10 protein-coding genes are annotated in these 15,000 nt (G+C 72.0%); 5 read left to right on the top strand and 5 right to left on the bottom strand.

What is annotated here, in order from left to right; genetic code table 11:
- Positions 1-40: 40 nt before the first annotated feature.
- A complete protein-coding gene (locus tag OO62_RS29640; RefSeq protein WP_033270709.1) occupies positions 41-262 on the top strand; it encodes a hypothetical protein in 222 nt (73 codons plus the stop codon).
- Positions 263-405: 143 nt separating this feature from the next.
- On the opposite strand, the gene OO62_RS29635 is transcribed toward OO62_RS29640, so the two are convergent.
- A complete protein-coding gene (locus tag OO62_RS29635; RefSeq protein WP_051733718.1) occupies positions 406-2,376 on the bottom strand; it encodes a hypothetical protein in 1,971 nt (656 codons plus the stop codon).
- 282 nt (positions 2,377-2,658) lie between these two features.
- On the opposite strand from OO62_RS29635, the gene OO62_RS29630 reads away from it, so the two are divergent.
- Positions 2,659-3,156, top strand: a complete 498-nt coding sequence (locus tag OO62_RS29630) for a hypothetical protein (protein WP_228332563.1) — start codon at positions 2,659-2,661, stop codon at positions 3,154-3,156.
- 60 nt (positions 3,157-3,216) lie between these two features.
- Here OO62_RS29630 and OO62_RS29625 read toward each other — a convergent pair whose 3' ends face one another.
- The 4 genes from OO62_RS29625 to OO62_RS29610 form a co-directional block, all read right to left on the bottom strand.
- Positions 3,217-3,711: a hypothetical protein gene (locus OO62_RS29625; RefSeq protein WP_033270708.1), complete on the bottom strand. Its 495-nt coding sequence runs from the start codon at positions 3,709-3,711 to the stop codon at positions 3,217-3,219.
- 113 nt (positions 3,712-3,824) lie between these two features.
- On the bottom strand, positions 3,825-4,145 hold the full coding sequence (locus OO62_RS29620) for a hypothetical protein (protein ID WP_033270707.1): 321 nt from the start codon (positions 4,143-4,145) through the stop codon (positions 3,825-3,827).
- 264 nt (positions 4,146-4,409) lie between these two features.
- Positions 4,410-4,781 (bottom strand): hypothetical protein, encoded by a 372-nt coding sequence (locus OO62_RS40245; protein WP_164993235.1) that lies wholly within the window; start codon positions 4,779-4,781, stop codon positions 4,410-4,412.
- Between the two features lie 260 nt (positions 4,782-5,041).
- The gene (locus OO62_RS29610) at positions 5,042-7,690 is read right to left on the bottom strand and encodes a SpoIIE family protein phosphatase/ATP-binding protein (protein ID WP_033270738.1); all 2,649 of its coding nucleotides are present in this window, start codon (positions 7,688-7,690) and stop codon (positions 5,042-5,044) included.
- A gap of 677 nt (positions 7,691-8,367) precedes the next feature.
- Between OO62_RS29610 and OO62_RS29605 the strand changes: the two genes are divergently transcribed.
- From OO62_RS29605 to OO62_RS29595, 3 genes are read left to right on the top strand one after another with little or no spacing between them, the layout of a single operon-like run.
- Entirely contained in the window at positions 8,368-12,852 is a 4,485-nt protein-coding gene (locus OO62_RS29605) for an aminotransferase class I/II-fold pyridoxal phosphate-dependent enzyme (RefSeq protein ID WP_318533633.1), read from the top strand.
- 9 nt (positions 12,853-12,861) lie between these two features.
- Positions 12,862-14,130, top strand: a complete 1,269-nt coding sequence (locus OO62_RS29600) for an MFS transporter (protein WP_051733716.1) — start codon at positions 12,862-12,864, stop codon at positions 14,128-14,130.
- On the top strand, positions 14,127-14,885 hold the full coding sequence (locus OO62_RS29595; RefSeq protein WP_051733715.1) for a class I SAM-dependent methyltransferase: 759 nt from the start codon (positions 14,127-14,129) through the stop codon (positions 14,883-14,885). Before OO62_RS29600 ends, OO62_RS29595 begins: the two co-directional genes overlap by 4 nt.
- The last annotated feature ends 115 nt before the right edge of the window (positions 14,886-15,000 follow it).

Raw genomic sequence — 15,000 nt, 5'->3', positions numbered from 1 at the left:
GAGGGGGCAAACGGAAATCTTCGAGAGGACTTCGGTGACCATGAAGTACGACGTCCTGCAGATCGTCGGTGCGGCCATGACGGTGGTCTTCGCCCAGGGGGCGATCCGGCTGCTCTTCGACCACGACAACACCGGGCTGCTCGGCTGGCTGGGCGGGGGATTCGGGCCCGTCCTGGCCGCCCACGCGGCGCTGGTCGCCGTCGGAGTCCTGCTGGCCGGCTGGTCACACACCCGCGCGAAGGCGGCCGGCCGCCGGAACTGAGGCCGCCGCGACGTGTACGTATTTTTTTTCCCCACCGCCCACCCCCCTTCGGGGGGTGGGCGGGTCTGGTGGAGAGGTAGGGAGGGCGGGGCTGCGGCCCACCGCCCGTAGCCGGGGCCCGGGGCCGCTCGACGCCCCGGACGTCAGCCGACGTGCACCCGAGGCCGGCGGGCCGGGTCCGGCTCGGCGCGCCGCAGCACCTCCCGGGTGACCGGCGCGACCTCACCGTCGCCGAACACCAGGAAGCGCAGCAGATGGCTGAGCGGGTGGCCCTCGGTCCAGTTGAAGTACGCGTGCGGGACCTGGCCGGTCCGCTCGCGCAGCTGCATCAGCACCGCGGCGATGGTGTTGGCCACGCCGGCGCCCTCCACCTGAAGGATCTGCGCCCCGTACCGCTCCTCGCCCCGGACGTGCAGGTTCGTGGTGAAGTCCGAGGAGTCCGTGACCGTCACCTCCAGGAAGAGCACCGGCCGCCCGTCAGGTATATGGGTCTCCTCGCGCTGGCTGTACTCCTTCTCCTGGTACTCCGCCGCGTCCCGCTCGTCGGGTTCGTTGGCGATCACCCGCAGCGGCCCGGCCGTGATCGCGGCGTCGATCAGCCGCCCGGCGGTCTCGTCGAACTCGACCTGCACGGCGCGCAGTTCGAAGGCGCGGTGGACGCGGGAGGCGAACGAGGTCAGCAGCATGCCGAGGATGAACAGCAGCGCGATCTTCAGGCCGTCCGGCCGCTCGATGACGTTGGCGACCAGGGTGTAGCCGAAGACCAGGGTGATCGCGCCGAAGCCGACGGCGGCCGCGCGGTGGCGCCGGTGGCGGGCGGCCACGGTGGAGGCGAAGGACGCCGAGAGCATCAGCACCAGCACGCCGGTCGCGTACGCACCGCTCTGCTCGTCGACGCTGGCGTTGAAGAAGAGGGTGATACCGAACGCGATGGCCAGGAAGATCAGCACCAGCGGGCGCACCGCCCTGGTCCACTCCGGTGCCATGCCGTAGCGCGGCAGGTACCGCGGTACGAGGTTCAGCAGGCCGGCCATCGCCGAGGCACCGGCGAACCAGAGGATCGCGATGGTGGAGATGTCGTAGACGGTGCCGAACGCCTCGCCCAGGTGCTGGTGCGCCAGATAGGCCAGCGCGCGGCCGTTGGCCGAGCCGCCCGTCTCGAACTCCTTCTGCGGGATCAGCAGGGTGGTGGCCAGGCTCGACAGCAGCAGGAAGCAGCTCATGATCAGGGCCGCGGTGGTCAGCAGCCGCCGCGTGCCGCGGATCCGGCCGGCCGGCGCGGCGTCCGTGTCGGTCGCCTCGCCCCGCACCTGCGGCATCACCGCGACACCGGTCTCGAAGCCGGACATGCCCAGGGCCAGCTTGGGGAAGACCAGCAGCGCCACCCCGACGATCGCCAGCGGCGAGGAGTGCGCGGCGGTCATCGCCCCCCACCAGTCGCCCACCACGACCGGGTGCGCGAGCACCTGCCAGGCCGAGGTGGCCAGCACCACGACGTTGAGCACCAGATAGACCCCGACGAGGCCGACGGCGATGCCGATCGCCTCACGGAAGCCCTTGAGGAAGACCGCGCCGAGGGCGGCCAGCAGCAGCAAGGTGATCCACAGGTTCGCGCCGTGCAGCGCGGCCGGGGCGAAGGGATTCTCCACCACGTGCGCCGAGGCGTCGGCGGCCGACAGCGTCATGGTGATCACGAAGTCGGTGGCCGCGAACCCCAGCAGCACCAGGACCAGCAGCTTCCCCGCCCACCAGGGCAGCAGCCGCTCCAGCATGGCGATCGAACCCTCGCCGTTCGGGCTCTCCTTGGCCACCCTGCGGTAGACGGGCAGGGCACCGAGCAGGGTCAGCGCGATCAGGACGAGCGTGGCGAACGGCGAGAGCAGTCCGGCGGCCAGCGCGGCGATGCCCGGCTGGTAGCCCAGCGTCGAGAAGTAGTCGACACCCGTGAGGCACATGACGCGCCACCACGTGTGCCCCTTGTGCTCGGCCGGCGGAGTGCCGTGCGGGCCGGGGTGGCGGGCGGACTGACTGCTCAGTCCGTCCAGCAGCCAGCCGCGCCATCGTTGGGAAGGGAGCGCGGCAGGCGCGGGGTCCGCCTGCGTGGGGGTGGTCATGCCGGTGTGTCCTGCCGTTCGTCGGTCGTCGGTTCGAGCAACGAGCAGCGAGTATGCATCACTGCGGACGTCCGGCCACGGTCCACCCCGCACCTGGCGCGACACTCCGCGTTAAGAATGCGTCAAGGCCGGTCACGGCGGCGTCAAGAGCGCGTCAGTGTGCGCCGCCGCTCCGTACGGACGGCGTCAAGGACACCGCCGGAACGCTCCCGCCCCGGTCCGGGACGCGCAGCCTGACCGTAGGGGCCGAGCCGTCAGGCCCCACGGCAGGAGGTGCTTCCCATGGCCGTCTTCCATCCCCCGCTGCCCTTCCACCGCCCGCACATCCCCCGCGCCCCGCGGCCCGGCACCCCGCGCTCGCGGGCGCTGCCCCGGCCGCGCACCGTGCGCCGGACGGCGACGCCCGGCCGCACCCTGGCCCGCGACCTGGCCGTACCGCTCGGCGCCGGCGCCGCCGCCCTGCTGGCCACCGGCCTGCTGCTGACCGGCCGCACCGGCCACGCCACCCACCCCTCCCACACCGCCGTCACCCTCGCCGTTGCCCTCGCCGGCTTCGCCCTGCTGACGCTGCTCGTGTCCGCGCTGGCCAGGCCGCTGCTCATGCCCGTGGTGGCCCTGGTGTCCTGGATGTTCTACGACGGGTTCGTGCTCCACCAGCGCTCGGACCTGGCCTTCCAGCAGCCGGACCGGACGGGCCTGCTGGTGCTGCTGCTCGCGGGCGCCGCCGGCGCGGGCTGTGCCGCTGCCGTACGGAGCCTGCGGCGTCGCCGGACGAGCTGACGGCGGCCGAGCGCACCCGGGCGCACAGGGGTACACCCGAGACGCCGCCGGGCGCCGCCCTCAGTGGAAGTGGCAGGGGCAGTGGCAACGGCCGTGGTGCCGGCGCGCGGCCGCCCGCCTGGAGCGGGACGCCGCGGCCCGTCGCCGGCACGGCGCGGTCAGGAAACCCAGCCCGATGCCCAGCATCCAGGCGTCCTTGGCCAGCGCCATGCCCTCCGGGGTCGGTCGCAGACTGCCGGGCCGGCGCATCCCCGGAAGCCGCAGGTACAGGCCGACCAGACCGCCGGAGAAGCCGGTCAGCGCCAGCCCGGCCAACCGGGTCGGCACGAACGGGGCCAGCAGCACACCGCCGACCGCGACCTCCGAGCACGCCACCAGCCGAGTGAACCGCTCGGCGGACAGCTGCCGCAGGAACGGGTACGCCGTGGCCGCCATGCCGTGCACGGTCTCGACGGTCGCCTCGTCCGCGCGCAGCATCTCCAGCCCGGAATTGAGGATGAACGCGCCCGTGACCAGCCGTGGAGCCACATCACGCGCGTCGGGCACCAACACCATCGGAGCCTCCCGTGAGCGTCGTCGGCCCCTTCATCGAGCCTAGGGCCGGTCCGCCCGATCGGCGCGGGCTGACCGCTCCAAAGGACCGGAAACGTGAGGGGCCGGACGACGGCTCAGGCGGGCTCGTCCGTCGGCCGGCAGCGGGCCGTGTAACGGTCGTCGCCGTCGGGGGTCCAGCCGGCGTCGCCCCCTGCGGGGTCGGCCGGTGCGAAGCCGTTCTCGCGCAGCTGCTCGCGGAGCGCGTCGGCGGGGAAGCCGTTTTCCTCGGGTGTGCCGTCGACCGGCCGGAGGGTCACCAGCAGCGCTTCGGTGTCGCCGGTGTCGGGCTCGCTGTCGAGGCTGGTGACCTCGAGGTGCCAGCGGCCGTCACGGACGAAGGCCACCGCGCGGTACAGCGTCTGTGCGGTGGCGGGGTTCTGACGGGTCTCGGTCATCCGGGGAGCTCCTGTCGTGGGCCGGCGAGTGCTGAACACGCTGTGCCGAGTCTGCGTGATCGGCGGCCGGCCGGGGAGGAGTTCCGCGGCAACCGTGGCGGCCGGGGAAGACGGGGCGGGAGTGCACGGGCCCCCGGGCAGCGGAGACCGCTCGGCTGCGGTGTGGCGGTGGCAGGTGCCCGGCCGCGCAAGGGGACCCGCCCGCACGGGTGGGTCCCCTCTGGTTGAGTTCCGTTGATGGTTGTCGTGGCGTGGCGAGGAGATTCAGCCGCGGCCTCCGCCGCCGTATCCGCCTCCGCCGCCGTAGCCTCCGCCGCCGTATCCGCCGCCGCCGTAGCCGCCGCCGAATCCGTGACCGCCGTCGCCGTATCCGCCGCCGCCGTGGCCGCCGCCGAATCCGCCGAAGCCGTAGCCGCCGCCGAATCCGTATCCGCCGTCACCGAACCCGTAGCCGTGGCCGCCGTGGCCGCCGTGGCCGCCGTAGCAGTCCGAGTCCCAGCTCCAGGAGTCGCAGCTCCAGGAGTGGGTGGGTGCGGTGTCGGAAACGGCACTCGCGGTGCCGGCGCCGGCCAGGAGGAGGAAGGGCACCGCGCACAGTGCTGCGACTGTGCGACGGGTCCTGGTCTTCGTGCGCATGGTCGTCCCCTTTCGGGGCTGGTGCGTTGCCGATTGCTCGGCGTATCGATGGGGAGCTCCTGGCCGCATCACCGGGCGCCGGCAACGCGTGCGGCCCCGGCACATCGGTGGGGCGGCTTCGCAGGGCTCCGACCTGCTCACTGACATCAGGCAGACTCCGTGAGCGGTGCGCTCTTGAGGAGTCGCCAATTCGAGCCTAGGCAGGGGGTTCCGGACGGTCAAACACACGCCGGAGGCATATGCCCAGAGGCTCTGCGGTCTCAGAGCGCCGGCACGTCGTCCCACTGGTCAAGGACGTCGTCGGCCGCGTCCGGGCCCCGTCCCGGCCGGCCCTCGTCGAGGGACTGCTCGGTCCAGATGACCTTGCCGCCGGGCGTGTAGCGGGTGCCCCAGCGCTGGGCGAACTGGGCGACGAGGAACAGTCCGCGGCCGCCCTCGTCGGTGGTGGCGGCCCGGCGCAGGTGCGGGGAGGCGCTGGTGCCGTCGGAGACCTCGCAGATCAGGGCGCGGTCGTGGAGGAGGCGGACACGGATGGGCTGGGCGCCGTAACGGATGGCGTTGGTGATCAGCTCGCTGAGGATCAGTTCGGTGGTGAACTCCAGCGCCTCCAGGCCCCAGGACTCCAGCGTCCGCAGGCAGGCGGCCCGGACGGGGGCGACCGCCGCCGGGTCCGAGGAGACCTCCCACTCGGCGACCCGGGAGGGGCCCAGCAGGTGGGTGCGGGCCACCAGCAGGGCGATGTCGTCGCTGGGATGCTCGGACAGCATCGCGTCGAGGACCGCCGCGCAGGTCTGCTCGGGGGTGCGGTCCGCCCCGGTGGCCAGCACCGTGCGCAGCTGGTCCAGGCCGGTCCCGATATCGCGGTCGCGGTCCTCGACGAGGCCGTTCGTGTACAGCACGAGCCGGGAGCCCTGGGGCAGGGTGAGCTCAGCGGTTTCCACCGGGACGCTGCCGCCCAGGCCCAGGGGAGGGGAGACCGGGACCTCGGGGAACGTGACGGCCCCGTCGGGGTGGACCACGGCCGGCCCCGGGTGGCCCGCCCTGGCCAGGGTCACCCGGCCCGCGACCGGCTCGTAGATGGCGTACAGGCAGGTCGCGCCGGTGATGCCGGTACGCCCGGCGTCCGGGCGGGCCCGGTCGGTGTCGCTGCCGGTGCCCGGCCGGACCGTCTCCTCGACGCCTTCGCCCCGGCCGCCGGCCTCCCTGGAGGCGGCCCGCGCCTCGTCCGTGTCGATGTGGCTGACCAACTCGTCCAGATGGCTCAGCAACTCGTCGGGCGGCAGGTCCAGGGCGGAGAAGTTGTGCACCGCGGTACGCAGCCGGCCCATGGTGGCGGCGGCGTGCAGACCGTGTCCGACGACATCGCCGACGACCAGCGCGACCCGGGCGCCGGGCAGCGGGATCACGTCGAACCAGTCGCCGCCGACCCCGGCCTGGGCCGGCAGATAGCGGTGCGCCACCTCCAGGGCCGACTGCTCGGGCAGGGTCTGCGGCAGCAGGCTGCGCTGCAGGGTGACCGCCGTGGTGTGCTCGCGGGTGTAGCGGCGGGCGTTGTCGATGGAGATCGCGGCGCGGGCGGTCAGCTCCTCGGCGAAGGAGAGGTCCTCCTCCTCGAAGTCGTCGGCGTGGTCCGACCGCCAGAAGTTGGCCAGCCCCAGCACCACGCCGCGCGCCTGGAGCGGTACCGCGATCAGCGAGCGGATCCGGGCGTCCAGCACCCGCTGGGTGCCCTCTAGATCCTGTCGCCGCCACGTGTCCGACCTGCGCAGATCGTCCACGAGGACCGGGCGGCGGCTCTCCAGGCTCGCCGCCATCGGGGTGCCGGGCACGAATCTGATCACGTCGCCGACCTGATAGATGGCCGACTCCTGGGGGACCCCCCGGACCGCCATCCGCCGCAGGTCGGCGGTCGTCCCGGACTCCGGCTCGTCGCCCCGCAGCACCGGCTCCAGCAGCTCGACGGTGACCACGTCGGCGAACCGGGGAACCGCGACATCGGCCAGCTCCGCCGCGGTCCGCCCCACGTCCAGCGTGGTGCCGATCCGCAGTCCCGCGTCGTGAATCAGCCGCAGCCGCTCCTGGGCGACCGCCGCCCGGCCCGTGAGCGCCCGCAGCTCGGTGGTGTCCCGCAGGGTCACCGCGCTCCCCGCCGGGCCGCCGTAGGGGGCGGTGGGCCGGACGTTCACCGCCAGCAGCCGGTCGCCGGACAGATGGACCTCGTCGGTGGCCTCCCGCCCGGACGTCAGCAGCGCGCTCAGCCGGGGCTCCAGACCCAGGTCGGCGATCGGGCGCCGGTTCTCCTCCGCGTCCGCGGGCAGTTCGAGCAGCCGTCGGGCCTCGTCGTTGGCCAGGAGCAACCGCCCGTCACTGCTCACGATCAGCACCCCCTCGCGGACGGCGTGCAGCACCGCGTGGTGGTGGTCGTACATCCGGTACATCGCCGCCGGGTCCAGGCCGTGCGTCTGCCGCCGCAGCCGGCGGTTGACCAGCGCCGTGCCGGCCACGGCCAGCAGCAGCGCCCCGGCGGCCGAGCCGAGCAGCAGCGGCAGCTGGCCGGCGATCCGCTCGTCGGCCTTCGCCGGGCGGATGCCGGCGGAAACCCGGCCGACGACGTGGTGGCCGGTGTCGACGACCGGGGTCACGGTGTTCAGGCCGAGCCCGGAGTGTTTGCGGGCGGACTCCGCCTGGGGCTGGAGCAGCGCGGTGGGGTGCGCGGACTTCATGGCGGTGAGGGTGCCCGGGGCGTGCGCGAAGGTCTCCGCCCCCACGATGGAGCGCTGCCGCGCCTCCCGCACCGTCGCGTCCTGTGCCTGGAAGACCAGCGCGAGTACGGCCGCGACGACCAGCAGGACCGCCAGGGCCAGCTGCAGCACGAACACCTGACCCGCGACGCTGCGCACGTCCAGCAGGGAGCGAAGGCGTTGCCGGTGTGAGGGCGACGAGCCGCGGGGGTCGTCACCCTCTCGCCGGAAATTTTCTCTCTGCCCCATATTTAGCATTCTGCCCCTTTGTGTGGTGATCGACTGTGCTGCTGAGCGGCGGGTGGCCCGTGCTCGCGGGGCGGTGAGCGGCCGGTGCTCGCGCGGTGGGGAAGCGGTCGTGCCCGCACGGCGGGTGCCCCACGCGGCCGACGGCCGGGTCCGCCCGGGTCCGAGTCGTTGAGGGCTGCTCACCGACTGCCCGCGCCCGGCGGCGGTCCACCCGGCGCACCCCGCGCGGCACAGCGCGACCACCGGCAACCCGGCGCGACGTCGTATACGCCCTCAACTCCTCGTCACCCGCGAGGGGTTCACGGCGGGCGCCGCCAACTGCGCCGAGGTGCCCCGCTGCGGGCGGGTTGCGGCGGTGAGCGGCGGTCGTTCGGTGGGCCGCCGTCGAGCGCCCAACTGTCCGCACATGTCACTGGCATATGCCAAACAGACTGCCATGCGCATGAACAAAAACGGACATAGTATCAAGAAATCGCCGGGTTGCAGCCCCGTGCAGAAGCAGGAGGAGGTGTGGCCGGGCAGGCCGCTGGCGGATCACGCGTTGCTGACGAAGACGCTGGTGTCGTCGGTCCGGCAACGGGAGGAGGCGGTTCTCCGTGATCCGCACACACCACCTGATGACCGCGTACGTCCTCGCGGTGATCCCTCCCACGGTCGTCTATCTGACGGTGCCGGCCGCCCACACCGTCACCTGGGCCGCGATCGGCCTCGCCAGCGTCGGCGCCATCCTGCTCGGCATCCGGATCCACCGGCCGGCGCACGCCTGGCCCTGGCTGCTGCTCGCCGCCGCGAACCTCGCCTTCACCGCGGGCGACACCACGTACAACGTGCTCAACACCTTCTTCGACCAGCAGAATCCGTTTCCCTCGCTGGCCGACGTCTTCTACCTGGCGACCTACCCGCTTTTCGCCGCCGGGCTGCTGGGCTTCATCCGGTACCGCAGGACCGGCCGCGACATGGCGAGCCTGCTGGACGCGCTGATCCTGACGTCCGGTCTGGCGCTGCTGTCCTGGGACTTCCTGATCAACCCCTACACCACGGCCGCCGACATGACGTGGGTGCAGCGCTCGATCTCGATCGCCTATCCGCTCGGTGACGTGCTGATGCTGGCGATGCTCGCCCGGCTGCTGGCCCCCGGCGCGGTGCGGACGCGCGCCGTCCAGTTCCTCACCCTCGGCACGCTCGGCATCCTCTTCTCCGACGTGCTGTACGGGCTCCTCCAGCTCAAGGGCACCTGGCAGGTCGGCACGCCGATGGACCTGGGCTGGGTGGTCTTCTTCACCGCGTGGGGGCTGGCCGCGCTGCATCCGTCCATGGTGGAACTCACCGAACGGACCCCCGTGCGGCCGTCCGGAATCCATCCGCGGCGGCTCGTCGTGCTCGGCATGGCGTCGCTCATCGCGCCCCTCATGCTCATTCTGGAGTCGCTGCGCGGCGACATGCACGACGTGCCCGTGATCGCGGTGTTCTCCGCCGTGCTCTTCCTGCTCGTCCTCGCCCGTCTGTCGGGCCTGGTCGCCGTGCACCTGATGGCGGTGACCAGGGAGCGGGGCCTGCGGACGGCGGCCGCGTCCCTGGTCGCCGCGGCCGGCGTGGAGGACATCGCCACGTCCATCCAGCACGCCGCGGAGCCCCTCTTCGGGACGGGGGAGCGGTTCGAGGTCGCGCTGCTGCGGCTCGCCCCCGACGAGGCCCGGCTGAGCGCCGTACGCACCGTCACGCACCGCGCGAACTGGTCCGTCAGCTGGACCGACGAGACGGCCGACGCCTGGCGCCCCCACTTCCTCGCCCGGGAGACGCAGCTCCTGCCGGTCGAGGAACTCGGCGCGACGGCGACCGTCGCCCTGGGGGCCCTGCCCAAGGCGCTGCTGTGCCCGCTGGCCATCAGGAACGGCCCGGCCGGGGACTCACTGATCGGCGCCCTGATCGTGGCGGGCACGGAAAAAAGCCTTGTGGAGCGGTGGAGTTCCTTCGAGACCCTCGCCTCCCAGGTAGCCCTGGCCATGGAACGCGTGGCCCTCGGCCAGGAGATCAACCGGCGCAACAGCGAGGCGTACTTCCGCACCCTCGTGCACAACACCTCCGACGTCATCCTGATCCTCGACGACGACAACACCATCCGCTACGCCAGCCCGTCCGCCGAGGGGATGTTCGGCCGGACGCCGCTCGGCGGGGTCCGGCTCACCGAGCTGATGGCGGACCAGGACGGCAGCCGCGCCCTGCACGCACTGCAGCGCATGCGCGAAGAGGGCGACCAGGACACCCGCGACGACTGGCAGGTGCTCCAGCGGGGCGGGGCGCGCATCGACGTCGAGGCCCGGTGCAGCAACCTGCGGCACGACGAGACCGTGCACGGACTGGTCCTGACGCTGCGGGACGTGACCGAGCAGCGCAAGCTGGAGCGCGAACTGACCCACCGCGCCTTCCACGACTCCCTGACCGGGCTGCCCAACCGGGTGCTCCTCGTGGAGCGGATCCAGCGCGCGTTGCTGCGTGGCCGCCGGGACCGGACCGTGCCGTGCGTGCTCTTCATCGACCTCGACGACTTCAAGGTCGTCAACGACACCAGTGGCCACTCGGTGGGGGACGAACTCCTCGTCGCGGTGGCCCGGCGGCTGTCCGGTTCGCTGCGCGTCAGCGACACCGCGGCCCGCCTGGGAGGCGATGAATTCGGGGTGCTGATGGAGGGGGCGCGCGACCCCGCGGACGCCGAGGTGCTCGGTGAACAGGTCGTACAGAACCTCAACCAGCCCTTCCGGCTCTCCGGCGAGATGATCCGGATGTCGGCCAGCGTGGGCATCGCCACCGCCCAGGACAGCGCCGACGCGGAGGAACTCCTCGGCCACGCCGACCTCGCGCTCTACGCGGCGAAGACGGCCGGCAAGCGGCAGTGGCGCCGCTACCAGGCGCAACTGCACAGCGGAATGCTCGAACGGCACGAACTCCGGGCCCGCCTGGAGGGCGCCATCGACAGCGAGGCGTTCGACGTGCGCTACCAGCCCATCGTGGAGATCGCGACCGGCGAACTCGCCGGATTCGAGGCACTGGCCCGCTGGCCGCACGCCCGCCACGGCCTGGTGCAGCCCGACCAGTTCATCGCCCTGGCCGAGGAGACCGGGCACATCATGCCGCTGGGCGCCTGGGTGCTCGAACAGGCCGCCACCAACGTCGCCCGCTGGCAGCAGTCCATCCCGAGGCCGCATTCCCTGCACATCACGGTCAATGTTTCCGCCCGTCAATTCCGGGACCCCGGTTTCCTGGACGAAGTGCGCGACGTGCTCAGTTCGTCCGGTCTCACCGCCGGTTCGCTCGTACTGGAACTGACGGAGACCGTCCTCATGCACTCCGACGAACAGATCCGGGAGGTGATGAGGGAACTCAAGGACCTCGGCGTGGGGATGGCGATCGATGACTTCGGCACCGGATTCTCATCGCTCAGCTATCTCCGGGAATTCCCCATCGACCTGCTCAAGGTCGACAAGTCATTTATCGACGACATCGGCGTCGACAAGCAACAAGTCGCACTGGTCGAGGGTATCGTGCGCATCGCCGACACCCTCGGTCTGCAGGTCATCGCCGAAGGCATCGAAGAGGTTGAACAAAGAGACCGGCTGGCTGCCATGGGATGTCGATTCGGGCAAGGCTATCTGTTCGCCCGCCCGATGACAGCGGACCAGGCGGAGCAACTGCTGCGAAGCATGGGCGAGCACAGGCTTCCCTCCCTCACCGGCAACGCCGCGCAGCGCCATGCCCGCCTTCCCCGGAGCACCGCACCCTCGGCCCCCCAAGGGACGGGGACCACCGGTCTGCACGGGGTGGAGGAGGATCACGTGCGAAAGGCACTGGGGACACAGAGCGGCGCGCGGCACGACCCGCGGTGGGGCGAGCTCGAACGACTCCGGCAGACCAACCCGATGTGTGATGCGGTGATCGACGAGGTGAAGGGCCGGCACCTGCGCAGCGGCAAACGCTGGCTCATCGACTTCGCGTCCTGCAACTACCTGGGCTTCGACCTCGATCCCGAGATCATGGACTCGATCGAACCGCAGGTCAGGCGCTGGGGCACGCACCCCAGCTGGTCACGGCTGATCGGCAACCCCCGGCTCTACCCGGAGATCGAGGAGCGGCTGGCCGAGCTGCTCGACGCCCCCGACACCCTGCTGCTGCCGACCATCACCCTCATCCACGCCTCCGTCATCCCGGTGCTCGGCGGCGAAGGGCACATCTTCGTCGAGGCCCGGGCACACCGCACCGTCTACGACGGGTGCCAGGTCGCCCGGTCACAGGGCGCCACGGTCCAGCGCTTCCACGCCGACCGGCCGGAGGAGCTGGAGGCGCTGCTGAGCAGGGCACCGGCCGGCGCCACCCGCATGGTGTGCCTGGACGGGGTCGACAGCATGACCGGGAACCTCCCCGACCTCCCCCACCTCGTGGACATCTGCCGCGCCCGGGACGCCCTGCTCTACATCGACGACGCGCACGGCTTCGGCGTCATCGGGGAACGCCGGGCCGACGAGACCTCCCCCTACGGCTCCCGCGGGAACTGCATCGTCCGGCACCTCGGCGAGACCTACGACGGCATGGTGCTGGTCGGCGGGTTCTCCAAGGCGTACTCCTCGCTGCTGGCGTTCCTGGCCCTGCCGACGTGGATGAAGAACCACCTCAAGGTCACCGCCGCGCCGTACCTGTACTCCGGCCCCTCGCCGACGGCCTCGCTCGCCACCGCGCTCGCCGGACTCGACGTCAACGACCGGCGCGGCGACGGCATCCGCGCGGACCTGCACCGCAAGACCGCGCGCGTGCTGGAGCACGTGCACCGGCTCGGCGTCGAGACGCCCAACACCAGCGGGCTGCCGATCATCGAGCTCCCGCTCGCCAACGGCGCGGACCTGGACGACGTCGGCCTGTTCATGTGGAACCACGGCATCTACGTCACCCTCGCCGCCTACCCCCTCGTCCCGCGTGACCGCGTCGGCGTACGCGTCCAGATCACCGCGGCGAACACCGATGACGACATAACCCGGCTCAACGAGACGATCTCAGTCCTGGCGGAGCGGTTCGAACTGCGGCGAAAGACCTGAATGCGAGTCATGGACGATGCGGGCCGCGCCCGCCGGGTGCGCCTGCTCACACCGCTGGCCCACCGCGACTTCCGGATCCTGTGGATCGGGATGAGCATCTCGCTGCTGGGCGACGGGGTGCTGCTCGTCGCCCTGGCCTGGCAGGTCTACACGCTCTCCGGCTCGCCCGCCGCGATGTCCGCGGTGGGTGTGGCGCGCGCCGTTCCACAGGTCGCCCTGGTCCTGCTGGGCGGCGTCGTCAGCGACCGCTTCGACCGCCGGCGGACCATGCTGATCAGCGACATCGTCCGCATGCTGTGCCTGGTGGCGCTCGCGACGCTGGCCCTCGGCGGCTCGCTGGAGCTGTGGCAGCTGATCATCGCCGTCATGGTGTACGGCGGCGCGGCCGGGTTCTACCCGCCGGCGTACGACGCCATCGTGCCGACCCTGGTCCTGAAGTCCGAACTGGTCGAGGCCAACGCGCTCGACCAGTTCGTCCGCCCGGCGGCGGTGCAGATCGGCGGGACCGCGCTGGGCGGGGTGCTCGTCGCGGGCATCGGGACCGGCGGGGCGTTCGCGTTCGACGCGGTCACCTTCATGGTCTCCGTGTTCTGCCTGCTCTGCATCCGCCCGATGCCGCCGCCGACGCAGGCGGCCGGCTCGGTGTGGGCGGACCTGCTCAAGGGCCTGGTCTACGTCCGCGCCAACAGCTGGCTGTGGGCCACGTACGTCTCGGCGACCTTCGCCTACCTGCTCTTCCTCGGGCCGGCCGAGGTGCTGCTGCCGTTCCTGATCAAGAACGAGCTGGGGGGCACCGCCGGGGACCTCGGCCTGGTCCTGACCTGCGGCGGCCTGAGCTCCGTGCTGGTGGCGCTGGCCGTGGGGCAGCTCGGGGTGCCGTCGCGGTTCATGACCTTCATCTACGTGTCGTGGACGCTGGCCACCCTCGCGGTCGCCGGATACGGCCTGTCCCAGGGCTCCTGGCAGCTGGCCGCGGCCTGCGCGGCGGTCAACGGGTTCGAGACCGCCGGCCTGATCGCCTGGGCCACGGCCAAGCAGCGACTGGTGCCGGGCGTGCTGCTCGGCCGGGTCTCCAGCGTCGAGTGGTTCGTCTCGATCTCCCTGCTGCCGCTGTCCTACGCCCTCGCCGCGCCCGTCGCGTCCGCGGTGGGCGTACGGCCGACCCTGATCGGCGCCGGCGTGCTGGGCGCCGTCGTCACATTGGTCTTCCTCTACGTCCCCGGCGTACGCTCGGTGGACCGGGACAGTGACCCACGTTCCGTGAAAGAGGGCACATGAAGCAGCCCGCCGGTGACACGCCGGATCTTGTGCGTAATGACGACGCCGACTGGGACAACTGGCCGGTGCTGGACTACCTCGCCGAGAACTACCGCCAGATCCACCCCTGCGACGCGGCCGTCATCCGGCACCACTCCGCCTTCTACCAGCAGTTCCCGCCCGGCAGCATCGGCCGCTCGGTGGAGTTCGGCGCCGGGCCCAACCTCTACCCGCTGATGCTCGCCGGCGCCGCCAGCCGGCGCGTCGACGCGATCGAGCTGAGCTCGGCCAACGTCAGCTACCTGACCGGCCAGCTCCGCGACGGCCCCGACGCCAGCTGGCAGCCCTTCTACGCGCTCTGCCGCGCGCTCGACCCCGCCCTGCCCGCCACCCTCCCGGAGGCGCTGGCCCACGTCCGGGTGGTGCACCGGGACGTCCGCACCCTGCCGGCCGGCAGCTACGACCTGGCCTCGATGAACTTCGTCGCCGAGAGCGTCACCGAGGACTTCGAGGAGTTCGCGGAGCTCTGCCGCGCCTTCATCACCGCGGTACGGCCGGGCGGGCCCCTCGTCGCCGCCTTCATGGAGAACATGCCGACGTACCGCATCGGCACCGCACCCCGGTGGCCGGGCTGCCCCGTGGACGGCACCGTCATCCGCGCGGTCTTCACCCCGCACACCGAGCGGCTCTCGCTCACGCACGTGCCGGCCGACCCCACCTGTCCCGACTACGGCGACACCGGCATGGTGCTGCTGCGGGCGGTCAGGCGCGCGTGACCGGGCCGTACGCGACCCGGGGAACGGGCGTGACACCACCGGGCAGCCCGCCCGGCGGGCCCGTCGCACAGCCATGCGGTATCCCGGCGTGGTGTGCGTCGGACCCCTCGGACGC

Origin of the sequence: Streptomyces lydicus (genome assembly GCF_000717345.1) — a bacterium.
Taxonomy (GTDB): Bacteria; Actinomycetota; Actinomycetes; order Streptomycetales; family Streptomycetaceae; genus Streptomyces; species Streptomyces lydicus.
Note: the sequence above shows the minus strand (reverse complement) of the source record. Positions and strands in the feature narration are given on the sequence as shown.